Source organism: Sphingobium sp. CECT 9361 (assembly GCF_918741285.1).
In the GTDB taxonomy this organism is placed as follows: Bacteria; Pseudomonadota; Alphaproteobacteria; order Sphingomonadales; family Sphingomonadaceae; genus Sphingobium.
The window spans coordinates 39,577-62,410 of sequence record NZ_CAKKNC010000005.1; the positions used below are offsets into that span (position 1 = coordinate 39,577).

The 22,834-nt window shown below is 60.4% G+C and carries 15 protein-coding genes; 10 read left to right on the plus strand and 5 right to left on the minus strand.

The window, feature by feature from the left end; translation table 11 throughout:
• The first annotated feature begins 37 nt into the window (after window positions 1–37).
• The 4 genes from LQ220_RS09485 to LQ220_RS09500 all read left to right on the plus strand — a co-directional run bounded on the left by LQ220_RS09485 (window position 38) and on the right by LQ220_RS09500 (window position 8,527).
• Window positions 38–1,672, plus strand: a complete 1,635-nt coding sequence (locus LQ220_RS09485) for a glycoside hydrolase family 43 protein (RefSeq protein WP_230188213.1) — start codon at window positions 38–40, stop codon at window positions 1,670–1,672.
• On the plus strand, window positions 1,672–3,222 hold the full coding sequence (locus LQ220_RS09490) for a glycoside hydrolase 43 family protein (protein WP_230188049.1): 1,551 nt from the start codon (window positions 1,672–1,674) through the stop codon (window positions 3,220–3,222). Before LQ220_RS09485 ends, LQ220_RS09490 begins: the two co-directional genes overlap by 1 nt.
• A 45-nt stretch (window positions 3,223–3,267) precedes the next feature.
• Window positions 3,268–5,169 carry an NPCBM/NEW2 domain-containing protein gene (locus LQ220_RS09495; protein ID WP_354957451.1) on the plus strand — a complete coding sequence of 634 codons (1,902 nt, stop codon included), beginning with the start codon at window positions 3,268–3,270 and terminating at the stop codon, window positions 5,167–5,169.
• 385 nt (window positions 5,170–5,554) lie between these two features.
• Window positions 5,555–8,527 carry a TonB-dependent receptor gene (locus tag LQ220_RS09500; RefSeq protein WP_230188215.1) on the plus strand — a complete coding sequence of 991 codons (2,973 nt, stop codon included), beginning with the start codon at window positions 5,555–5,557 and terminating at the stop codon, window positions 8,525–8,527.
• Between the two features lie 67 nt (window positions 8,528–8,594).
• Here the strand turns inward: LQ220_RS09500 and LQ220_RS09505 are convergent, their stop codons facing one another.
• Complete coding sequence (locus LQ220_RS09505; protein ID WP_309298535.1) at window positions 8,595–9,620, minus strand: LacI family DNA-binding transcriptional regulator; 1,026 nt, start codon at window positions 9,618–9,620, stop codon at window positions 8,595–8,597.
• A 170-nt stretch (window positions 9,621–9,790) separates the two neighbouring features.
• Between LQ220_RS09505 and LQ220_RS09510 the strand changes: the two genes are divergently transcribed.
• Window positions 9,791–11,032 (plus strand): MFS transporter, encoded by a 1,242-nt coding sequence (locus LQ220_RS09510; protein ID WP_230188050.1) that lies wholly within the window; start codon window positions 9,791–9,793, stop codon window positions 11,030–11,032.
• Window positions 11,029–12,648, plus strand: coding sequence for a glycoside hydrolase family 43 protein (locus LQ220_RS09515; RefSeq protein ID WP_230188051.1), 1,620 nt, complete (start codon window positions 11,029–11,031; stop codon window positions 12,646–12,648). The genes LQ220_RS09510 and LQ220_RS09515 overlap by 4 nt, the downstream gene beginning before the upstream one ends.
• A 12-nt stretch (window positions 12,649–12,660) precedes the next feature.
• Here LQ220_RS09515 and LQ220_RS09520 read toward each other — a convergent pair whose 3' ends face one another.
• The 3 genes from LQ220_RS09520 to LQ220_RS09530 are packed head-to-tail and all read right to left on the minus strand — an operon-like array spanning window position 12,661 to window position 16,869.
• Window positions 12,661–13,950, minus strand: coding sequence for a DUF3422 domain-containing protein (locus LQ220_RS09520; protein WP_281821166.1), 1,290 nt, complete (start codon window positions 13,948–13,950; stop codon window positions 12,661–12,663).
• 22 nt (window positions 13,951–13,972) lie between these two features.
• The gene (locus LQ220_RS09525) at window positions 13,973–15,781 is read right to left on the minus strand and encodes an IlvD/Edd family dehydratase (protein ID WP_230188053.1); all 1,809 of its coding nucleotides are present in this window, start codon (window positions 15,779–15,781) and stop codon (window positions 13,973–13,975) included.
• A gap of 11 nt (window positions 15,782–15,792) precedes the next feature.
• Entirely contained in the window at window positions 15,793–16,869 is a 1,077-nt protein-coding gene (locus LQ220_RS09530; protein ID WP_230188054.1) for an aldose epimerase family protein, read from the minus strand.
• Between the two features lie 230 nt (window positions 16,870–17,099).
• Here LQ220_RS09530 and LQ220_RS09535 point away from each other — a divergent pair, with 230 nt between their 5' ends.
• Complete coding sequence (locus LQ220_RS09535) at window positions 17,100–18,407, plus strand: sugar MFS transporter (RefSeq protein ID WP_354957456.1); 1,308 nt, start codon at window positions 17,100–17,102, stop codon at window positions 18,405–18,407.
• Window positions 18,408–18,411: 4 nt separating this feature from the next.
• Here LQ220_RS09535 and LQ220_RS09540 read toward each other — a convergent pair whose 3' ends face one another.
• Entirely contained in the window at window positions 18,412–19,173 is a 762-nt protein-coding gene (locus LQ220_RS09540; RefSeq protein ID WP_230188056.1) for a FadR/GntR family transcriptional regulator, read from the minus strand.
• Between the two features lie 108 nt (window positions 19,174–19,281).
• Between LQ220_RS09540 and LQ220_RS09545 the strand changes: the two genes are divergently transcribed.
• From LQ220_RS09545 to LQ220_RS09555, 3 genes are read left to right on the plus strand one after another with little or no spacing between them, the layout of a single operon-like run.
• The gene (locus LQ220_RS09545; RefSeq protein ID WP_230188057.1) at window positions 19,282–20,850 is read left to right on the plus strand and encodes an aldehyde dehydrogenase (NADP(+)); all 1,569 of its coding nucleotides are present in this window, start codon (window positions 19,282–19,284) and stop codon (window positions 20,848–20,850) included.
• Window positions 20,851–20,897: 47 nt separating this feature from the next.
• Window positions 20,898–21,890, plus strand: a complete 993-nt coding sequence (gene araD1, locus LQ220_RS09550; protein WP_230188058.1) for an AraD1 family protein — start codon at window positions 20,898–20,900, stop codon at window positions 21,888–21,890.
• A gap of 3 nt (window positions 21,891–21,893) precedes the next feature.
• On the plus strand, window positions 21,894–22,820 hold the full coding sequence (locus LQ220_RS09555) for a Gfo/Idh/MocA family oxidoreductase (protein WP_230188059.1): 927 nt from the start codon (window positions 21,894–21,896) through the stop codon (window positions 22,818–22,820).
• Window positions 22,821–22,834: the final 14 nt, after the last annotated feature.

A 22,834-nucleotide genomic window follows, 5' to 3' on the forward strand; every position in this document is an offset into this window, starting at 1 on the left:
TTGTCCATTGTTTCAACAAGGAAGATCAATGAACCGCATGTTTGCCGCAGGCCTGCTTCTTGTTTTCACATCTGGCAGCGCGTGGGCGGGTGAATTGCCGCGATTTAGCGATTTCCGGTACGAGGGACGGTCGCAGGAAGTCGCCAAGCCGGGGGCTGGGCAATATCGCAACCCCATTCTGTCGGGCTATTATCCCGATCCGTCTGTGCTGCGGGTGGGCGACGATTATTACCTGGCACTGTCATCTTTTGTGAACTTCCCCGGCCTGCCGATCTTCCATTCGAAGGATCTGGTCAACTGGACGCAGATCGCCAATGCGCTGGACCGACCGACCCAGGTGGACTTCGGCGGGCTAAATCTTTCGCGCGGCATCTACGCGCCCGCGCTCTCTTACCATGACGGCCTATTCTATCTCATCACGACTTGCGTTGAGTGCCGGGGCAATTTCATCATCACAGCGAAAAACCCCGCCGGACCTTGGTCCGACCCGATCTGGTTGCCGTTCGAAGGGATCGACCCGTCGATCTATTGGGAAGGCGACCGGGCGTATATCATCAACAACCGCGCGCCCAATGAGCCGCCCCGCTATGATGGCCATCGCGCCATCTGGATCCAGGAATATGACTGGCGGGCGGGTAAAATGGTCGGCGATAGCACGCAACTGGTCAATGGCGGGGTCGACATAACCAAGAAGCCGGTATGGATCGAAGGGCCGCATATATTCCGCAAAGATGGCTATTATTATCTGACGGCGGCGGAGGGCGGCACCAGCGTCAATCATTCGCAGGTGGTGTTGCGGTCGCGCGATTTGAAAGGGCCGTATGTGCCTTACGTCGGCAATCCGATCCTGACCCAGCGCAATCTCTCCGCGAACCGGGCCAATCCCGTTACGTCCGCCGGGCATGCGCAACTTGTGCAGACGCAAAATGGCGACTGGTGGGCGACCTTTTTGGCGGTGCGGCCCTATGAAGGCGACTTCTACAATATCGGGCGGGAAACTTTTCTGTTGCCGGTGACGTGGAAGGATGGCTGGCCGATCATTCTGCCCAAGGGCCAGGCTATTCCGTTTGTCGGCGATGCGCCTAAATTGCCGAGAGGCAAGCCGCCCGCCGTGCCGATCAGCGGCGATTTTTCTTATGTCGACAGCTTTGATGGAGATCGGCTGGCGATGAGCTGGATTGGCGTTCGCACTCCGAAACAGCCGCTTTATCGGCTGGACAAGGGGGAACTGATCCTGTCCAGCGGCGCGCGGTTGGGCGACCAGGCTGGCGTGCCTGGCTTCATCGGGCGACGGCAGCAGCATCATGTCGCAGCGATGAGTACGACTGTGCGGTTCGTACCCGAAACGGAAGGCGACCGCGCCGGCCTAGCCGCCATCCAGAGCGATGAGAGCTATTTGTTCTTCGGGATTACGCGGCTAGGCGGCAAGCCGGTGGTCGCTCTCTTCAACCGGGACAAGGGGACTGAAACGCTCTTGGCGTCCGCGCCGCTTGCGGCAAGAGGTCCTGTGACGTTGGCGATCCGGCAGGATGGCGGGACCATGGCGTTCGATTATACGGCCGGCGGTCGCAAGGTTAGTTTGAAGAGGGGCATCGATGCGCGCTTCCTCAGCACGAAGACTGCAGGCGGTTTCACCGGGACGATAGTCGGTCCATACGCATGGGTGCAGTGATGCGCAGGGCGGTGCTTGGGCTGGCAACGGCAGTCGTGCTCGCCAGCAGTGCGGGCGCGCAGGTCTGGCGGTCGGACCAGGGGGATGGCAGCTATGTCAATCCACCGCTCAATGCCGATTATCCCGATCCCGATATCATCCGCGTCGGAGAGAATTTCTACTTCGCCAGTACTACCTTCGCCAATGTGCCGGGGCTTACCCTGCTGACGTCAAAGGATCTGGTGAACTGGGACATCCTGTCGCATCTGGTGCCGAAGCTGGACGACCTGCCGCTCTACGATCTGGCGAAGGGCGGAGCGTATCGCAAGGGAATCTATGCGCCCAGCCTGCGCTACAGGGACGGTGTCTTCTACGTTGCGGTAACGCCGGTGGATCAGAATACGCGCATCTACAGCGCGCGCGATCCCAAAGGGCCGTGGACACATGTAGAGTTGAACAAGGAGGCCTTCGATCCCGCACTGTTCTTCGACGATGACGGGTCTGCTTATCTGGCGAGCGCGGTCGGCAGCGACGGCACGATCACGCTGCATATGCTCGACCGGGATGCGACCCGCATCGAAAGCTCGAAAGTCATTTACTTCAATAAGGGCGCGGAAGGGTCCAAAATCCTCAAGCGCAAAGGCTTCTACTATCTGTTCAATTCCATTCCCAACCGCCTGGGGCTGACGGTATCGCGCGCGCGCAGCCTGTTCGGTCCATGGGAGACGCGTAACCAGATCGACGACACTACCGGCGGCCATCAGGGTGCCCTGGTGGATCTGCCCAATGGCGATTACTACGGCTTCGTCATGTTGGATGCAGGGTCCATCGGCCGCGTGACCAACATCAGCCCGATCTTCTGGCAGGACGACTGGCCGGTGTGGGGGACGCCGGAGGCACCGGGGCGCGTGCCTGCGCGCGCTGTGAAGCCGATCCAGGGTCAGCCCTTCGGAGAGCCGCCAAGTTACGATGATTTTTCCGGGGCGACGCTGGGGCGGCAATGGCAATGGAATCATAACCCGGTGGATCGCCGCTGGTCGCTCTCGGAACGCCCCGGCTACTTACGGTTACACGCAACGACCGCCTCCGATCTTTGGACGGCGCGGAACACGCTGGTGCAGAAGGCTCAAGGGCCGCGCGCTCGCGGGACGGTGAAGCTGGATTTGGCCGGGATCAGGCCGGGCGACGTCTGCGGTTTTGGCACCTTCGGCAAGTACAGCGCGCAACTGGCAGTGGTTGGAGGGAAAGACGGCCGCAACAGCCTGACCATGCGGCTGGTCGAATCGACGAACGAGGGGCCGAAGACGGATGTGCGTGCGGCGGCGGTGCCGATCCGGGCCAGAACGCTCTGGCTGCGCGCGGATACCGATTTCGGCAAGGATATCGGCTCGGTCGGCTACAGTCTCGACGGCAAGGTCTGGCGCGATATCGGCGGCACCTTCCCCCTCGAATTCGCTTGGCAGACTGGCACCTTCCAGGGCGAGCAACTCGCACTGTCCTGTTACAATCCGACCATGGGCGGTGGCTACCTCGATATCGACAGATTCACACTATCGCCGCTGGCGCCTTGAGTACCTGCAGCAGCCCTCAACCACGAAAAAAAGGAATGACGCACCGTGAAAACCAGTCCGATGGCCATAGCGATTGCCCTGGCGGCGTGGAACTGCTTTCCGGCCCAAGCTCAGTCCGTCGATCCTCTCGCTCCAACCGGGCAATGGTCGGCCTATACGTCCGGACGGGCGGATCTGCCACCGATGGGGTGGAGCAGCTGGAATGCGTTCGAGATCAATATCGACGAGGACAAGATCATGGGCGCAGCGCGGACGCTGGTGGACAGCGGCCTCGCGCGCAAAGGCTATCGCTATGTCAACATCGATGATGGATGGGCGCTGCGCCGCGACGCCAAAAGCGGACGGATGATCATTCGATCGGATCGATTTCCCTCGTCGTTGAGCGGAAAAGGATCGCCGTCCTTTCGCGGCTATACTAACCGGCTGCACGCCATGGGCCTGAAGGCAGGCATCTATTCCGATCTTGGTCGCAATACCTGTTCGCAGATGTATTCGCCTGATGAAACGAACCTGCCAAAAGGCACCGTGCTGGAGAGAGAGGTCGGCCTTTATGGCCACATCGATCAGGATATCGCGCTTTACTTCAAGGATTGGGGCTTCGACTATATCAAGGTCGATGGCTGTGGCGTTCGCGCCTATGGCGAGGAGAGCGAGAAGGTCAAGTCGGGCCAGTATCGTGCGCTTGCGCCCCTGTTGGACATGGACTCGGTCAGCCGGTCAGATATTCCTGCAGTTCAGTCTCTGTTTCGCGAGATAGACAAGGCGCTGGTGAAGTCCAATCCCGACGGCGATTTCCTGCTATCGCTGTGCATCTGGGGCACTGGCAACGTCCGGGCGTGGGGCAAGGATTTCGGCAATGTCTCGCGCACCAGCGATGATATCAATCCGACCTGGAGCCGGATGCTGACCAATTTCGACAGCGCGGCCAAGCGCGCCTTTTATGCACATCCCGGTGCCTGGAACGATCCAGACATGCTGTTCATCGGCAAGGGCGATTTCGGTGCGGACCATCTGGTCGAAGCGCGGTCGCATTTTTCGCTCTGGGCGATCATCAATGCGCCGCTGCTGATCGGCATGGATATGCGTCAGGCGCCGCAGTCGCTGCTGGACATATTGGGCAATACCGACGTGATCGCTGTCAATCAGGATCCGGCGGGGCATCAAGCGGTGGTCGCTTATGACAGCGGTGACGTTCAGGCCCTCGTCAAGACGCTGAGCACCGGCGAGAAGGCCGTCGCGATCGTCAATCGAGGCATGGCGCCGCTGGAATTTTCACTAGCCGCCGCGCAGCTAAAATATCGCGACGATGCGGATGTGGAGATGGTCGATCTATGGACCAAAAAGACATCGTCTTTCCGCAAGGAGACCAAGCTACGTCTGGCGGGGCACGAAACGCTCATTTTTCGGGTGCGTGGCGGCCGTATGCTGAGTGACGGTCTTTATCTTTCCGAACAGCCGGGGAATGTGAATCCCGCTGTCGATGGCGTGGTTTCGCCACAGCCCGATCCGACGCTGCACAAATCTGCGTTCGGCTGGGCGGGCACGCATGGACCGGGCGAGCGGCCTATCTACGCCGGGTGGGGCGGGGCGCAGGCCGATACCGCACCCTATGGTGCAACATTGCGAGTTGGCGGGCAGAAATTCACTTCAGGCATCGGTATATTGGCCAATTCCCGGTTGGAGGTGCGCAACAAAGGCTATCGGCGCTTTTCCGCCATGGTCGGCGTCGATGATTCTGCGGCGGACCCATCAGTCGACGTGACCTTCATGCTGTATGGGGACGGCAAGTTGCTGGCAACGAGCAAGCCGCTCAGCCGTGGTGACGGTGCAGCGTCCCTAAATGTTGCGGTTGATGGCGTGGCGTTGCTCGAACTGGTCACCCGATCGTCGGAAAGCGGTCGGGATTCCGTTCCGGTTTCTTGGGGCGAAGCGGCGCTCCTCCGCTAAACGATAACGATAACATAAATATCGCAATCTCTGTCATTCGGACGAGCTGTGCTTATCCTGATCGCCCTCTCTCGAACGCCTTAGAGTCCGTCGCAAGGACACTGTAGAGGTGGGCGTTGGGCAAGTATATTGGGAATTTACGGCGGAAATACAGGGTTCGTAGTTTGGTTCCTGCAATTTTCTGACGTAGATGTTGACAGGCTGCTACCATCCAAATATGTAAAGTTAACGTTACCATTTATGTCTCGGCAGTGAGAAAGGCTGTGTCCGTTCCGTTCATTTGACAGGTAACGTGGCAGGTAAGAGGCGAAAAACTCGAAAGAATGCAGTTCGACCGGCGTAGCCGGCGGTCCAAAACAAGCAGAATAACAGGGAGTTGGAGATGATGAAGGCGGTTCCTTATGCACGGTTGCAAATGCCCGGTCTTGCCGGAGCAGTAACGTCTGTATTGGCGCTCGCAACGGCGCTGACCGTGTCGGTTGCAGCGCAGGCTCAGGCGCTACCTGAGGCTGCCCGGCAGGATGTTGCCCTGCCCAATCCCGCTTCGGCCGACCCTGTGGATCAGGATATCGTCGTTACCGGGTCGCGTATCACCTCGTCGGGCTTCAAGGCGCCCACGCCCACCACGATGATCGGTGAAGCGCAGATTGAGGCTAACGCTCAACCCAACATCTTCAACACCGTCGCGCAGGTCCCCTCCTTGCAGGGTTCGACTGGCTCGACCGTCAACACTTTCAGTACCTCCAGCGGCCAGCAGGGGCTCTCCTCCTTCTCGCTGCGTGGGCTTGGTGCCATCCGCACGCTGACGCTGCTGGACGGCCAGCGTGTGGTCGGCGCGAATGTGACGGGCGTCCCCGACGTCAGTCTGTTCCCACAATTGCTTATCAAGCGCGTCGATATCGTCAATGGCGGCGCCTCGTCATCGTACGGATCGGACGCCGTGGGCGGTGTGGTAAACTTCATCACCGATACCCGCTTTGAAGGGATCAAGGGCAATGTTCAGGGTGGTATCTCCACCTATGGCGACGATGAGCAATATCTGGTCCAGTTGGCGGCCGGCAAGAGCTTGCTCAACGACCGGCTGCATGTCGTTCTCAGTGCAGAATATGGCGACGAGGCCGGCGTCGGCGGCGGAGAATTTGGTATCGGACTTGCTGGTGGGCGCGACTGGTTCAAGCAGACGACGTTGATCAACCGCAACATATTGAACGACGGGTCCCCGCAATATCTGCTGCTCGATTATGCGCAGCCCTATAACTACACCAAATATGGACTGATCACCGCCGGACCCTTGCAGGGCATTGCCTTCGATCAGGCGGGCAACCCGTTCCAATTCCAATATGGCTCGAACGGTACGCCGTCTGGTAACGCAGCGGGCACGATCAACGGATGCTATCCCGGTTTCTGTATTGGTGGCGACCTTTCAGGCAATGTCGATGCGGGCCGCTCGCTCCAGTCGAGTATCCAGCGGCTCAATACCTATGGCCGCGTCGGGTTCGACTTCGCCCCGGACAATGAAATCTACGTGACGGTCAACGTCGCTCAGGTGAAGACCAACAATCAACCGGTCGGCGGCATGAACCGGCCTAACCTGACGATACAGTGCAGCAATCCCTATGTGCCTGCCTCAGTGCAACTGGCTTGCGCGACAGCGGGCATAACGAGTTTCGCCTTTGGTACGAGCAATGCGGCGCTGGGCAATACCCAGGTTTATACCGACCGCCGCCAGTATCGTTATGTCGCAGGCGCCCAGGGCAAGGTTCCGCTGTTCGGTACAGACTGGAATTATGACACTTATTACGAGCATGGCATCAATTACACCGATGTCGATGTGACCAACATCATGTTGTCGCGCCGCTTCAACCAGGCGATCCAGGCGACGACCTTGAACGGCGCCATAGTTTGCGCCGATCCGGTAGCGCGTGCCAATGGTTGTGTCCCGCTCAACATCATCGGCGGTGCGCCGCCGTCCGCTGCCGCCTTGTCCTACATCATGCCGAAAAATGGCCCGTACCAGAAGACGCGGCAGACGCAGGACGTCGTCAGCGTGAATGTGTCGGGATCGCCCGTCGACCTGTGGGCCGGACCGCTCTCAATCGCGTTTGGCGCCGAGTATCGGCACGAATATTACAAGGTTCGCGCCGACCCTTATGGTGCAGGCATCTCCGACATCTCGCCTAGTGGCGGCAATTATCCGGCGGACCCCGCTTTGCTGGTCGACGGAAACAACTGGTATGCGGGTAATTACAAGAACGGCCAGGGCGCCTACAGCGTCAAGGAGGCCTATCTCGAAGTCGACCTGCCTCTGTTCAGCAGTGATGCCGTGGGCCGGGCCAATATCAATGCCGCGGCGCGCATTACCGATTATAGCACTTCGGGCACGGTGTGGACGTGGAAAGTCGGTGGAACCTGGGATCTGCCAATCGAAGGCCTGCGTGTGAGAGGCGTAACGTCGAAGGACGTGCGCGCGCCCAACCTTTCGGAACTGTTCGCGGCACCCGTTACCACGACGCTGCCGAACTTCTTCGATCCGTTCCGAAATGTAAACGTGCTGGCGATCCAGAACCAGATTGGCAACACGGCGCTCACGCCGGAGATCGCCCGCAATACGACGGTAGGTATCGCGCTTGCCAACGCGCCATGGCTCCCGGGCTTCGGCCTGTCGGTGGACTACTACAAGATCAAGGTTACAGACCTGATTTCCAGTCTGGGTGCCGCCGATATCGTCAACCTCTGCTTCCGCAATATATTGCCCGATGCCTGCAACGCCTTCAACCTCAACAACCAGAACGGCCCGAACTTCATCAATGTTCAGGCGTTCAACCTGGCGTCGATCGAAACCGAGGGCGTGGATATCGAGGCTAGTTATGTTTGGCAGCGCCCGTTGGGCCTTGAGGGAACGTTGACGCTGCGCGCGCTGGCCACGCACATCCGTAAGTTCGTAACCGACAACGGACTCTTCGGTTCTGTCCCTCTCGACTCCGCCGGATCGAACCTTGGCAATACGCCCGACTGGAAATGGCTTGCCGTCCAGACCTATGCGACCGACCAGTTCTCCCTCTACCTTCAGGAACGCTGGTTCTCTGACGGTGTGCTGGGTCACAATTATGTGCAGTGCGCCCCTGGAAGCTGCCCGGCATCGACCAATAACAACCCGACCATCGATAATAATTTCATGCCTGGCGCCTTCTATATGGACATCGGGGGCACCTATAACGTGACAAAGGATATCACCGCTTATGTGAAGGTCGATAATCTGTTCGACCGTGCACCGGCAAAGTCTCCTTATTTCGCCAACCCCAATCTCTATGATGTCGTCGGTCGCATGTTCCGTGCCGGCGTACGGTTCAAGTTCTGAAGATGCGGATCGGTCAGCGGGGGCGCTCCTCCCCTAGTCTCCGCTGACCGGGAATGGCCGCCATCGTCTATGAAACGATGGCGGCCGTGGACTGACGTTCGATCAACTGGTGGCCAAGCACGCATTTATGATGGCGGCCCTTGCGGGCACTGGTGATTTCCTGGGTCAGCAACCGCAATGCCTCCGCCGCCAACTTCCGAACCGGCTGGTGGATTGTGGTCAAGGGCGGCCACAGGGTGACAGCCGCAGTCGTGTCGTCGAAGCCCACCACGGTCAGATCGTCCGGCACGACGAGGTGGCGGCGGTGAGCGACCGAAACCACGGCGGCGGCCATATCGTCATTGCTGGCGAATATGGCGGTTGGCGGATGGTCGATGTTCAGAAGCTGCTGACCTGCGACCAACCCGGATGTGTAGGAAAAATCGCCTTGAACCAAGATGGTCTCGATATCCTGAGCTTCGCTGACGGCGGCGTCGAACCCGGCAAGCCGGTCATCGCTGGCGGACTGGCCCGGATTGCCGATGATGAAACCGATACGCCGATGGCCGAGTGCGATCAGATGCTGCGTCATGTCATAGGCTGCCGCCCGGTCGTCGATGCGTACGCAGATCGCATCGCGTGCGATCCCGCCTACGACTGCCATGGGCAATTGCGCCAAACGGATGGGATCGCGCACTACGCGCGATTCTCCAAGCGGGGGCGCGATGATGACGCCCCGAACACCCGACCCGATCATGCGGTGGATTGCTTCGGGCGGGGGCGGGCGACCGTCCTGCCCGCCGAGCAGGGTCAATTGCGCGCCCATGACCGACGCTTCTTCGAACACGCCGATGAGGAAATCATGCATGAACGCCGCGCTGGGGTTGGAATAGATGACACCGATGCGGATTTCGCGCGCAGTGACGAGCGCACGGGCGGCGACATTGGGCGTATAGTCGAGTTCCTCGATCGCGGCAGCGACGGCAAGCCGGGTCTTTTCGCGGACATTGCCCGTGGCGTTGATCACGCGCGACACCGTCATGGCGGACACGCCTGCGCGCTTGGCCACATCGATGACGGTCGCACTGCGCTTATGCTGATGGGGAGGCTTCAAAATCTTCCTTTCGAACCGTTGCGGTCCATTTCCCGGCAAATAGCCGCCGACGTCAACCCAAAGCTGCGACACGCTCACCATGCCCCGTGCGGCCCATCGACAATTGCCCTTGCTTCACGTCGACTTGCCAGCCTAGAAGCCAATGATAGCGTTAACTTTAGGTTCGGTCATTGAGTAAATTTCGCCATATCCGCTGGACCATCATCGGCCTGTTCGCAATGGCGATGACGATAAATTATCTGACACGCAGCGTATTGGGCGTCGCAGCGCCGACGATGATGGCGGAGCAGGGGATCACCTCCGAACAATATTCCTGGATTACCGGCGCGTTCCAGATCGGCATCATGTTCCAACCGGTGGCGGGCTATCTGCTCGACATCACCGGGATACGCTATGGCTTCAGCTTCCTCGTCGTCGCTTGGTCGCTCATTACTATGGCGCACGGGCTGGTGAGTGGATGGCTGGGCTTCATGGCGCTGCGCGGTGCGCTGGGCGTGGTTGAAGGCGGGGCGCAACCGGCGGGTATGAAACTGGTCTCGCAGTGGTTTCCCGCGCGCGAGCGAGGCACGGCTGGCGGATTATACCAGATTGGTGCATCGCTGGGAGCGGTCGCCGCACCGCCGCTGGTGGCGTGGGCCGTACTCAACCACAGCTGGCGCGCGGCCTTTTTCGTCGCGGGCGGATTGGGGTTGTTCTGGCTGCTGCTCTGGCTGTTCTGGTATCAATCGCCGACACGGCACCGGGCCATATCCGGGCAGGAGCGGGACATGATAGCCGATGGGCAGGAAACCCGGTTGACCCGCAGCTTCGGGCGCCCCAAGCTTCGTTCCATGCTCGGCCGCCGCGATATGTGGGGCATAGCGCTGCCGCGTTTTCTGGCGGACCCGGTTTGGGGGATGCTGTCGCTCTGGATGCCGCTCTATCTGGTGCAGGTACGCCATTTCGACATACAGCAGATTGCGCTGTTCGCCTGGCTGCCTTTTCTGGCGGCGGACCTGGGGTGTTTGGCAGGGCCTGCGGTCGTCGCATGGCTTCAGCGGCGCGGTGTTCACCTGATCGATGCGCGGCGTTGGGCGTTCACCCTAGGTGCGCTGCTGATGGGCAGCATGATGTTCGTCGGTATGGTGGAAAGCGCCATGGTCGCCATCGCGCTCCTATGCGTCGCCGGGTTCGCGCACCAGACGCTGTCGGTCACGGTCATCACCATGGCGGCGGACCTGTTCCCACAAAATGAAGTGGGCACGGCGACCGGGATCGCTGGCATGGCCGCTAATCTGGGCGTTCTCATCTTCACCCTTCTGCTGGGCAGCTTGGTCGATCAGGTCGGCTACGGGCCCTTTTTCATCCTGCTCGGGCTGCTCGACTTTGTCGGCGCGGCCATACTTTGGACCTTGGTGCGAAAGACTGCATGACCCCGATTCTCAATCCCATTTTGCGCGGTTTCAATCCTGACCCGTCGATAGTGCGCGTCGGCGCCGACTATTATGTCGCGACCTCGACATTCGAATGGTATCCGGGCGTTCAGATTCACCATTCGCGCGATTTGAAGAACTGGCGGCTGGTCACGCGCCCGCTGCGTCGTGCGTCGCAGCTCGACATGCGCGGCAATCCTGACTCCTGCGGCGTATGGGCGCCAGACATTAGCCATGCGGGCGGTCGGTTCCACCTGATCTATACCGACGTCAAACGCTATGGTCGCACGACCCAGCGGGACCGGTCCGAAGTGTCATTGCGGGACTTCCATAATTATTGGGTCTGGAGCGACACAATCGACGGGGACTGGTCCGACCCCGTCCATCTCAACAGCAGCGGGTTTGATCCAGCGCTGTTTCACGATGATGACGGGCGTAGCTGGCTGCTCAACATGCTGTGGGATCACCGCCCGGGCCATCGGCGCTTTGGCGGCATCGTTATACAGGAAATGGACTTGCGCACTGGCCGCCTCATCGGGGAGCGCCGCAAGATTTTCGACGGTAGCGACCTGGGCTTCACCGAAGGGCCGCATTTGTACAAGCGGGATGGCTGGTATCATATGCTGGTGGCTGAGGGCGGAACAGGGCGTGGTCATGCCGTGGTGATGGCTCGGTCACGGTCGCTGTTCGGTCCCTATGACCTGCACCCCGACGGACCGGTACTCACCGCGCGCGATAGCCCGACTTCGGTCCTGACGCGCGCGGGTCATGGCGACGTGGTGGAAACGCCGGAGGGCGACCCGTGGATGGTCTATCTATGTGGACGCCCGCTGCCTGTGGCTGACTGCTGTATATTGGGGCGGGAGACGGCCATTCAGCCGATGCGCTGGTGCGATGATGGCTGGCTACGTACGGTGGACGGCAGCGGCGCGCCGGTGGAAGCCATTGGCGACCAAGCAAAAGACCGTGAGCCGTGTCCACCTGTCGATGATCGGGAGGATTTCGACGCGGACGTGTTGCCGCCCGTTTTCCAATGGCTACGAACGCCCTTTCCGGAGCAAATTTTTTCGGTGGCCCAGCGGCCGGGACATCTGCGCCTGTTCGGGCGCGAGTCCGTCGGTAGCCAGTTCACCCAGTCGCTTGTGGCCCGGAGGCAAGGCGAATGGCGGTTCACCGCCGAAACGGTAATGGATTTCACCCCGAACAGCTTTCAGCAATCGGCGGGGCTCATCCATTATTACAACAGCACCAAGTTTCACTATCTGCATGTAACCACCGACGACCACGGCAGCCCGATTTTGCAAGTCCTGTCTGTTTTGCCGGACGAAAGTCGCGCCAGTGCTTGTACCGCTCCCATTGCTATCGGGGTTGGCCCCATCCACCTGCGGCTGGACGTCGATCACGCGGCGATGCGCTTTTTCTATCGCATGGCTACGGACGATGCGTGGACGGCGGTGCCCGGCGATTTTGACGCGAGTATCCTGTCGGATGAAGCGACGCTGCCCTATCTTCCCAACTTCACCGGCGCGTTCGTCGGTGTCGCCTGCCAGGATATGGCGGGGCAGGGGATCGTAGCTGACTTCGATTATTTCCACTATGCCGAGCGGGTTGGGTGAGCGAAGCTGTCGTTAGCGCCGCTTCACTTTTCGGATAGCACGAATAGCCAGCCACACGATCAGGATCGTCACCGGTATTACGGCAATGTCGATCGAGGCGGGTATATGCGCACCTTGATGATCCAGCGCGTCTTTCAGGTAATGCCACAGGCCGACGGCATAGTAGCTGACTGCGACAACCGACAGCCCCTCCACCGTATGCTGCAGGCGTAGCTGCAGCCCTGTCCGGCGATCCATCGACGCCAGCAGATCGCGATTGCGCCGTGCAAGCGCCGTGTCGACCAATGTGCGTAGCAACGCGCTAGTCCATGCCACGCGCTGCGACAGGTCATTGAGCCGACGGGTGAAGGCATCGCAAGTGCGCATGGCCGGCAGCAGCCTGCGCTCGGTAAAATCGTCCAGCGACCTGTAACCGCGCACCGGCACCACCGACAGGCGCCGGATCCGATCGAGGCACAATTCGGCATAGGCCTGCGTTGCGCTCATTCGATAGCGCGTTTCGGCAATGATCTGCGCCAGCGTCGCGCTTAGCGAGGACAGATCCTCCAGTGCCGTGTCGGCATCGGCGTCCTTCTCCGCCAGGCGGGCGGTAAGCACAGTAAGCCGCTGTTCGAGAGCGGTCAGGGTTGGTGTGGCGGCCTGCGCCGTCGGCAGGCCCAGAAGCGCCATTTTTCGATAATTGCCAAGTTCCAGCAACCGCTGGACGAGTTGGGAGGTTTCCGCGCCCTCCAGCCCCTTGTCCTGAATAAGCAGCCGTCCAAAGCCGTCTTGATGCAACCTGAAATCGCTCCAGATCCTGGCGCGTCCATGAGCGACATCGGATATGATCAGGTCGTCCATAGCGAAATTGTCTTCGATGGCATCGTCCGTCGGACTTTCAGCGATCAGGCTGATGTGGCTTGACCGGATTATGCGCCCCGGAAGGGCATCTATCCAGTTGGCTACAGCCTCGAAGAGTCCCAGGTCGAACAGGGGGCCGTCGGATATTTCCGAAATAAAGCTGTACGTCACAAACTCGGTATGCCGCTCCCACGACAGACTGAGCGCCCCCAACCGGCAGGTCATGAACCGGTCGGACTCTGCAAATGCAATATCATGGGCCGCCAGCAAGCGGGCCAGACTTTCAGCAGCATCCCGTGCTTCTTCCTGATCGACCAGGAATACGAACTGCAACGCCTGCGTGGGTGCAGAAAGGGGAGTCATTTTACGCGCATGCATCTCGCGCGAGAGCGAGGCGCGTAACGGATGGCTTCGGCGCACCCATGCCGAAAACTGGGGGGCCGCCTGTTCGTGCGTGCTCATGGCCAGGCGGTCCCCCGTCACCCTAGTGATTGTCGCGCGGAAGCCCCATCGTTTGGGCGATGCGCTGGAATTTCTCCGCGCCTTCCAGAATGGCACCGGTGTTCATCTGGCCTACCACCTCACGCTGCATCTTTTGCCATGGGGTCTGGGAGGCGGGATAAGGATAGCCCCCGGCATCCACCAGCGCCTGCCGCCTTGCGGCCAGTTGTGCGTCGTCGATCAGAACGTTGACCGTGCAGGTGTTAAGGTCGATGCGGACCCGATCCCCAGTCCTGAGCAGCGCAAGTCCTCCCATCGCTGCAGCTTCCGGTGATGCGTTGAGAATCGATGGCGAACCCGAGGTGCCCGACTGGCGCCCGTCGCCGATGCAGGGCAGGGCATGCACACCTTCGCGGATCAGATAGGCGGGCGGGCGCATATTCACCACTTCTGCGGCACCCGGATAGCCCACCGGCCCCGCGCCCCGCATGAACATCAGCGTTTCCGTCGTTATGTTCATCGCCGGATCGTCGATCTTGTGATGATAATCTTCGGGTCCGTCGAACACTATCGCCGGCCCTTCGAACGCATTAGGATCGTTAGGATTGTCGAGATAGCGAGCGCGGAATTCGTTCGAAATGACGCTGGTCTTCATGATCGCGGCATCGAAGAGGTTTCCCGACAGCACAATGAAACCGGCGTCGGTCACGAGCGGTTGGTCGAACGGGCGGATGACTCGTTCGTCCTCTATTTCGACGCCCCGGCAATTATCGCCCATCGTGCGGCCATTGACGGTCATAGCGCCTTCCTGAATCAAACCTTGGCGCATCAACTGGCTGACCACGGCGGGAACGCCACCGGCGTGATAATAATCCTCACCCAGATATTCGCCCGCGGGTTGCAGGTTCACAAGCAGCGGAACCTTGTGCCCGTGTGTCTGCCAGTCCTGCAACGCCAGATCGGTCCCCATATGGCGGGCGATAGCAGCCAAGTGGATCGGCGCGTTGGTCGACCCGCCGATTGCCGAATTGACGGCGATGGCGTTCAAAAAGGCGTCGCGCGTCATGATGTCGGAGGGTTTGAGATCCTCATGCACCATTTCGACGATCCGCTTGCCAGTGCGCCAAGCGGCTTCAGCGCGGTCGCGATAGGGGGCTGGGATAACCGCCGAACCGGGGAGCATCATGCCCAGCGCTTCGGCGAGCGAGTTCATCGTCGAGGCCGTACCCATGGTGTTGCAATAGCCGGTAGAGGGGGCCGAAGAGGCCACAAGCTTGATAAAGCCGGCGTCGTCAATTTCACCGGCGGCCAGCATTTCGCGCGCCTTCCACACGATGGTGCCGGACCCAGTACGTTCGCCCTTGAACCAACCGTTCAGCATGGGGCCGACCGAAAGTGCGATGGCCGGGATGTTCACCGTAGCGGCGGCCATCAACATGGCAGGCGTCGTCTTGTCGCAACCCGTGGTTAACACCACGCCATCCAGCGGATAGCCATAAAGCAGTTCCACCAGGCCCAGATAGGACAGGTTGCGATCAAGCCCGGCGGTGGGGCGCTTGCCGGTTTCCTGGATCGGATGAACCGGGAATTCCAGCGCTATGCCGCCCATATCGCGAATGCCCTCGCGCACGCGCTCTGCCAGTACCAGATGATGCCGGTTGCACGGCGACAGGTCAGAACCCGACTGGGCGATGCCAATGATCGGCTTGCCCGATTGTAATTCCTCAAGGCTAAGGCCGAAGTTGAGATAACGCTCCAGATAAAGCGCCGTCATGTCGATATTGTCCGGATTGTCGAACCAGGCGCGCGAGCGGAGTTTGCGATCCGAAGCGGGTGAAGATGTGTCGGTCATGAGAGGTCCCGTCAGGGGTGAGTGGACAGGCGATAGACCATGACATGCCGGTAAGGCTTGCCGGGATCGACGCGGGCGGAAATGAAAGCGGGCTTGTTCGGGGCGTCAGGGAATTTCTGCGGCTCCAATGCGATGCCATCGCCCATGCGATAGAGGTGACCGTGCTTGCCGATATACGACCCGTCCAGGAAATTGCCGGTGTAGAACTGAACCCCCGGTTCGGTCGTGAGCACTTCCAGAACGCGGCCAGAAACCGGGTCTTCCAGCTTCGCAGCAAGCTCAGGAGCCTTGGTGAGACCCTTGTCGAGCGCGAAATTGTGGTCGTAACCCTGCCCGAAGCGAATCTGTTCGTCGCGGCCATCGCGTATGCCATCAGCGACACGACGACCGCTGCGGAAATCGAACACCGTACCTTCTACGGAGCGTAGTTCGCCGGTCGGGATCAGGTTGGCATTGACCGGGGTGTAGGCTTTTGCCGGGATCGTCAGCAGATGGCCGGTCGCGCCGTCCGACGATCCTTCGCCTGCGAGATTGAAGATCGCGTGATTGGTCATGTTGACGACCGTCGACTTGCTCGCCTTCGCGTCGAAGGCGATCGTCAGCGCACCTGCTTCATCCAAAGAATAGGTTACCGTGGTGTCCAGCTTGCCAGGGTAGCCCGAATCGCCGTCCGGGCTGCTATACGACAGGATGACGCTGGCGGTGGGACCCCTCTTGATCGACGTCACAGTCCAGGCGACCTTGTCGAAGCCCTTGGCGCCGCCATGGAGCGAATTGGTCTTGTCGTTGAGCGGCAATTGATAGCTCTTGCCGTCGAGCGTGAAGCTGCCACCAGCAATGCGATTGGCATAGCGGCCAACGGTGACGCCGAAATAATTGGGCCGATCTACGTAGGACGAGAGGTCGTCATAGCCCAGCGTCACATCGGCAAGCTTGCCGTTTTTGTCCGGCGCGATGAGCGCTTGCAGCGTTGCGCCATAGGTGAGGATTTTCGCGGAAACGCCATGACCGTTCGAAAGCGTGATCGTTTCGATGTTCGTGCCATCCGCGAGCGTTCCTGCCGGCGTGCGTGTTGCCTCAGTAGCCATGGCTGGACAGCCTACTGCTATTGCCAATATGAAACAGACCGCGCCTAAACAATTGACCGCTCCATGTGTCCGATGTCCCTTTTGCATTCCTCGCCTTTCTCATTTTCGCTACCTGCAGACGCTATCTACTTGCATATATAGTCCGACTAATTAAAAAAGCGCAACCCGTGTCGGGACGGCCGATCAATGAAGCTGAGCCACGACCGGTGAAACCTCTGGAGAAGGGTGACATGGCTACACCGATTTCGTCTTCCGTTACCGGGGCTGTCGCACCCGGCGAGGCACGCACCAGCTATGGGCCGGCGCTGACGCTGCTCGCCAGCTTGTTCTTTATGTGGGGGTTCATTACCGTCATTAATAACACGCTGCTGCCGCATCTGCGCAGCGTGTTCGACCTGAATTATACGCAGACCACGCTGATTGAATCGGTGTGGTTCATCGCCTATTTCGTGGCTTCGATTCCGGCGGCCAAACTGATCGAGCGGATCGGATATCAGATGTCGCTTGTCGTAGGCCTGCTCATCATGGCAGCGGGAGCATTGGGCATGGTGTTGGCGGCCAGCCTTCCGTCCTATGGCGTGACGCTCGTCATGCTGTTCGTGATCGCCAGCGGAATCACGCTGTTGCAAGTGGCCGCCAACCCTTATGTCGCGGTGATCGGTTCGCCCGAAACGGCATCGTCTCGCCTTAACCTGGTTCAGGCACTCAATTCCGCTGGCACGATGCTGGCGCCGCTATTCGGCGCGTATCTGATCCTTGGCAGGTCTAAGGGTGGCACGTCGCAAGCGGGCACGGTACTGACGCAGGCGGAGCGCCTGGCGGACGCGCAGTCGGTCATCCTACCCTATGTGCTGGTGGCGATCGTGCTCGTGATACTGGCTGCAGTCATCGCCCGCTTCCCACTGCCTGCCATGGGAGCTGCGACCAAGCGCATGGCCAAGCAGGAGCGCAAGCAGCATTCGCTGTGGAAGCATCGCAATCTGGTGTTCGGCGTACCGGCCATCTTCATCTACCTGATTGCCGAGATCGGTGTCGCCAACCTGTTCGTGAATTTTGTGAGCCAGCCGGAAATCGCCAATCTGACTGCCGAACAGGCCGGGCGATATCTGACCTTCCTGTGGGGGGGCATGATGATTGGCCGTTTTGCGGGTTCCGCAATCATGCAGAAAATTGCAGCCGAAACCGTGTTAGCGGTCTTCTCGATCGGCGCGTTCATCGTCATGCTCGTGACGGTGTTCACTACGGGCCCGGTTGCGATGTGGTCGCTGATACTGGTTGGCCTGTTCCATTCGATCATGTTCCCGACCATCTTCACGCTTGGCATCAAGGGTCTTGGGCCGCTGACCGAGGAAGGGTCGGGCTTGCTGATCATGGCGATTGCCGGTGGTGCGCTGGTCGTGGTGCAGGGCAAGCTTGCCGACATGTTCGGTTTGCAATGGTCGTTCCTGCTGACGGCTGCGTGCGAGCTTTATGTGCTGTTCTACGCGTTATGGGGCTCACGCATTACAGAGGCACTGCCGGAGCAGCATCCCGAGTAATTGCCTAGCCTTTCATGGCGCTGCGGGTATCTTCAAGCGCCAGGTGGACTAGCTCACTCATCGCCTCGCTCGCTGCTGCGCCATCGCTGGCGGCGATAGCATCATAGACGCGGACATGGTCGGGAATTGGGTTGCGGGGCAGGGCGCGCGAACGTTGCTTGAATTGAGTGGTCCAATTGACCGCGGCGCCAATGCTGGCGTTCAAAACAAGCAGGGCCTCGTTGCGGGTCGCCTGCAGGATTGCGTTGTGGAAATCGCGGTCGGCGGCGCGGCCGGCTTCGGTCGCGAGCGTATGGCGGCGCATGGCAGCGAGCGCGTCCTTCATGATTTTCAGGTCGTTGCGATCGCGACGTTCGGCGGCGAGCCGCGCAGCGGCAGGCTCAACGATCGCGCGCAACTCGAACAGGCTACGGACGAATTCGATATCGGGTTCACCTGCGAATGCCCATGCAAGAACGTCGGGATCGAGCAGGTTCCAACGATTGCGCGGCAAGATGCGGGTGCCAGCCTTCGGACGGCTTTCGACCAAGCCCTTTGCGGTCAGTACCTGAACGGCCTCGCGATAGGCGCTGCGCGATACTTCCAGTTCTTCTGCAAAAGCGACTTCGCCCGACAGAATGTCGCCGGGGGCATATTGGCCCGACAGGATCGCCAGACCCAGCTTGTGGACAAGGGAACCATGTAAGCGGCGGCCTGGACCGCGTGGCGCGCTCTTGGCTTTCGCCTCGCCGTCGGTCTTTACTTCAATTGCCTTGGCATTCGTCATGAACGTCGACCTCCGTCCTGACTCCTAACAGGCGTGACCAAATCACGAAACGACAAACATTGCCTTCCGCGTCGTGTCGCATTATGTCGGAGTAATAAGGAGTAACCCATGACCGACCAAGCCCTTTCGATGAGCCGCACAAACGAAGGTGGGTTCCGATCCATCGCAGCAGAAACCGGCGAGCCGGTGGGCGAGGCCTTTGCAGTGCATGGGCTTGCCGACGTCGATATTGCATGCGCTGCCGCAGCCGCTGCGTTCGACACCTATCGCAGCACGGATCGCGAGACGCGCGCGCTGTTTCTGGAGCGAATCGGCGAAGAAATCATGGCCATCGGTGATGACCTGATCGTCGCGGCCATGCGTGAAAGCGGCTTGCCGCGGGCGCGTCTGGAAGGCGAGCGTGGACGTACCGTCGGGCAACTAAAGTTGTTCGCCGGGGTAGTGCGGGCAGGTGGCTGGCTGGGCCTGCGAATCGACCCGGCGCTGCCTGATCGCTCGCCGTTGCCGCGTCCCGATCTGCGGCTGCGCATGGTGCCGCTTGGTCCCGTTGCGGTGTTCGGCGCGTCCAATTTCCCGCTCGCCTTCTCCACGGCGGGCGGCGACACTGCCTCTGCACTGGCCGCAGGTTGCCCGGTGGTTGTAAAGGGACATCCCGCGCATCCGCAGACCGGCGCGCTGGTCGCCGAGGCGATCCACCGCGCAGTAGCGGCGAGTGCCTTGCCCGAAGGCGTGTTCTCGCATCTGGTCGGGCCGGGTAATGATCTGGGTAGCGCGTTGGTGCAGGATCCCCGTATCGCCGCGGTAGGGTTTACCGGATCGCGGGGCGGCGGGCTTGCGCTGCTCAAGCTGGCGCAGGCGCGCCCGGTTCCGATTCCCGTCTATGCCGAGATGTCGAGCATCAATCCTGTGCTATTGATGCCTGCCGCATTGAAGGCGCGCGGTACGGTGCTGGGTACGGCTTTCGTGGGATCGCTGACGATGGGCGCCGGGCAGTTCTGTACCAACCCCGGCCTGCTGCTGGCAATCGAGGGCGAAGGGTTGGATGCGTTCGTCGCTGCCGCCACTGGCGCGGTCGCTGAGGCGGATTCGGGCACGATGCTGACGACCGGTATCCACGCGGCCTACGAGAAGGGCACCAAGGCGCTTGCAGATCATCAGCATGTCGAGACGCTGGCGGCCGGTAAGGAAGGCAATGGGCTGACGCGCGGGCAGGCGATTATTTTCTCGACCACGGCGCAAGCGTTCATTGCCGACAAAGCGCTGGGACACGAAGTGTTCGGCGCATCGGCCATATTGGTGCGCTGCAAGGATGAAGCGGAGCTGCGCGACATTCTGGAAGCGGCCGAGGGGCAATTGACAGCGACGTTGCATATGGACGCCGAGGACGAAGGCATGGCCGCCAAGCTGCTGCCCGTGCTGGAGCGCAAGGTGGGGCGCATTCTCGCAAACGGTTGGCCGACGGGCGTCGAGGTCACGCACGCAATGGTGCATGGCGGACCTTACCCTGCGACGTCGGACGCGCGCACGACTTCGGTTGGCAGCTTGGCAATCGATCGTTTCCTGCGACCAGTGTCGTACCAGAACCTTGCGCAGGGGTTGTTGCCGCCCGAACTTCGCGATGATGCAAGCAACGACGGTGCACCGCGGCTGATTGACGGTAAGCTCACCGTAAACTGACATTTACGGCCGCAACGGCGGCGTTCGATTTTCCAGGGAGAGGTTACATGGCATTACGCCTGCTGCAGCATCGTGCAGCCGATGGAACGCGGTCGGTCATCGCGGCGACGGATGACGGCGCTGCGTTTCTGGTCGGGTTTGACAGTATTCGCGCACTGGCGGCGCGGGCGATTACAGGCGGGGTTAGCCTGACTGAAGCGGTTGCTGCTTGCGGCAAAGGCGCAGATGTCGACCTGGCGGCTGAATTGGCTGCGGGACGCTTGATTGCGCCGATCGACCATGCCGATCCGGCGCATCTGGTGCTGGCGGGTACGGGGCTGACGCATCTGGGTTCGGCCGAAGGGCGCGACAAGATGCATCGCGATGCGGCTGCCGCACAGACCAAGACCGATTCGATGCGGATGTTCCTGGAAGGCGTCGAGGGCGGAAAGCCCGCACCGGGCCAGACCGGGCAGCAGCCCGAATGGTTCTACAAAGGTGATGGTTCGCAACTGGTTGGGCCGGGTGAAGCGCTCACCATGCCGCATTTCGCCAAGGATGGCGGCGAGGAACCCGAGCTGGCAGGCATCTACCTGATCGGTCCGGATGGGACGCCGTTCCGCCTTGGCCTGTGCCTCGCCAATGAGTTCAGCGATCATGTGACCGAGCGGCACAATTATCTGTGGCTGGCACATTCCAAGCTGCGGCAGGCGGCACTCGGTCCCGAGCTGTTGGTCGGAACGCCACCCGACCATGTCGAAGGCGTTAGCCGCATCCTGCGCGATGGCGAGACGTTGTGGGAAAAGCCGTTCCTCTCCGGCGAGGCCAACATGTCGCATACGCTGGCCAATCTGGAAGAGCATCACTTCAAATATGGACTGTTTCGGCGGCCGGGTGACATCCATGTGCATTTTTTTGGTACTGCGACCTTGTCCTTCACGGATGGCATCCAGACGCAGGTCGATGATGTGTTCCAAATAGAGGCGGCGCCCTTTACTCTGCCGCTGCGCAATCCCCTCGCTCGCGCCGCCGATCAGGCCGTCGTCGTCAGGGCGCTGTAGGCCATGGACCCCATTCGCATTGCGGTCATTGGCATGGGCAAGATTGCCCGCGACCAGCATTTGCCCGCCATTGCCGGAAACGCCGCTTTCAGTCTGGCGGCGACGGTCAGCCCACATGATCCCGGCGTGGCAGGCATAGCCCATCACAAGAGTCTGGAGGTGCTTCTGGCCGAGGGGCCTGCAGTCGATGCCGTGGCCCTCTGCACACCGCCGCAGGTGCGATACGATCTGGCGGTGCAGGCGCTCAATCGTGGTATCCACGTCTTGCTGGAAAAGCCGCCCGGCGCAACACTGGCGGAAGTGGCGGCACTGAGCGCGCGCGCTGACAAGGTCGAATCGACGCTTTTTGCGGCCTGGCATTCACGCTTCGCTGTCGGCGTAGCGCCTGCACGGGCATGGCTGGCCGAGCGTCGCATCGACAAGGTGGCGATTACATGGCGCGAGGATGTGCGTGTATGGCATCCGGGGCAGGTCTGGATTTGGGAACCGGGCGGACTGGGCGTTTTCGATCCCGGCATAAACGCGCTCTCGATCGTGACCCATATCCTGCCGCGACCGTTCTTTCTAAAGGCTGCGACATTGACTCTGCCGTCCAATCGCGCTGCGCCGATAGCTGCGGACATGGAGTTTCGCGACACGACGGGCGCACCGATAACGATGGATCTCGACTGGCGTCAGACTGGCCCGCAGACTTGGGGCATAGTCGTCGAGACCGATGCAGGCACCCTCAAACTGTCCAGTGGTGGAGCGGTGTTGTCACTGCCGAGTGGCACCCAGCATGGCGAGAATCATGAATATGCCGAACTCTACGGGCGATTTGCTGCGCTGATCCGCGGCGGACGGAGCGATGTCGACACCGATCCACTCCGGTTGGTGGCGGATGCATTTTTACGCGGACGCCGTGAAATAACCGAAGCATTCAACGATTAAATCAGGAGAGAATG

What these genes read in the sequence shown, in the direction of transcription:
- LQ220_RS09545 (WP_230188057.1), top strand. Translation starts at nt 19,282, where the DNA reads ATGACCGACCAAGCCCTTTCGATGAGCCGCACAAACGAAGGTGGGTTC.
- araD1 (WP_230188058.1), top strand. Translation starts at nt 20,898, where the DNA reads ATGGCATTACGCCTGCTGCAGCATCGTGCAGCCGATGGAACGCGGTCG.
- LQ220_RS09515 (WP_230188051.1), top strand. Translation starts at nt 11,029, where the DNA reads ATGACCCCGATTCTCAATCCCATTTTGCGCGGTTTCAATCCTGACCCG.
- LQ220_RS09520 (WP_281821166.1), bottom strand. Translation starts at nt 13,950, where the DNA reads ATGAGCACGCACGAACAGGCGGCCCCCCAGTTTTCGGCATGGGTGCGC.
- LQ220_RS09490 (WP_230188049.1), top strand. Translation starts at nt 1,672, where the DNA reads ATGCGCAGGGCGGTGCTTGGGCTGGCAACGGCAGTCGTGCTCGCCAGC.
- LQ220_RS09555 (WP_230188059.1), top strand. Translation starts at nt 21,894, where the DNA reads ATGGACCCCATTCGCATTGCGGTCATTGGCATGGGCAAGATTGCCCGC.
- LQ220_RS09525 (WP_230188053.1), bottom strand. Translation starts at nt 15,781, where the DNA reads ATGACCGACACATCTTCACCCGCTTCGGATCGCAAACTCCGCTCGCGC.
- LQ220_RS09500 (WP_230188215.1), top strand. Translation starts at nt 5,555, where the DNA reads ATGAAGGCGGTTCCTTATGCACGGTTGCAAATGCCCGGTCTTGCCGGA.
- LQ220_RS09530 (WP_230188054.1), bottom strand. Translation starts at nt 16,869, where the DNA reads ATGGCTACTGAGGCAACACGCACGCCGGCAGGAACGCTCGCGGATGGC.
- LQ220_RS09485 (WP_230188213.1), top strand. Translation starts at nt 38, where the DNA reads ATGTTTGCCGCAGGCCTGCTTCTTGTTTTCACATCTGGCAGCGCGTGG.
- LQ220_RS09535 (WP_354957456.1), top strand. Translation starts at nt 17,100, where the DNA reads ATGGCTACACCGATTTCGTCTTCCGTTACCGGGGCTGTCGCACCCGGC.
- LQ220_RS09540 (WP_230188056.1), bottom strand. Translation starts at nt 19,173, where the DNA reads ATGACGAATGCCAAGGCAATTGAAGTAAAGACCGACGGCGAGGCGAAA.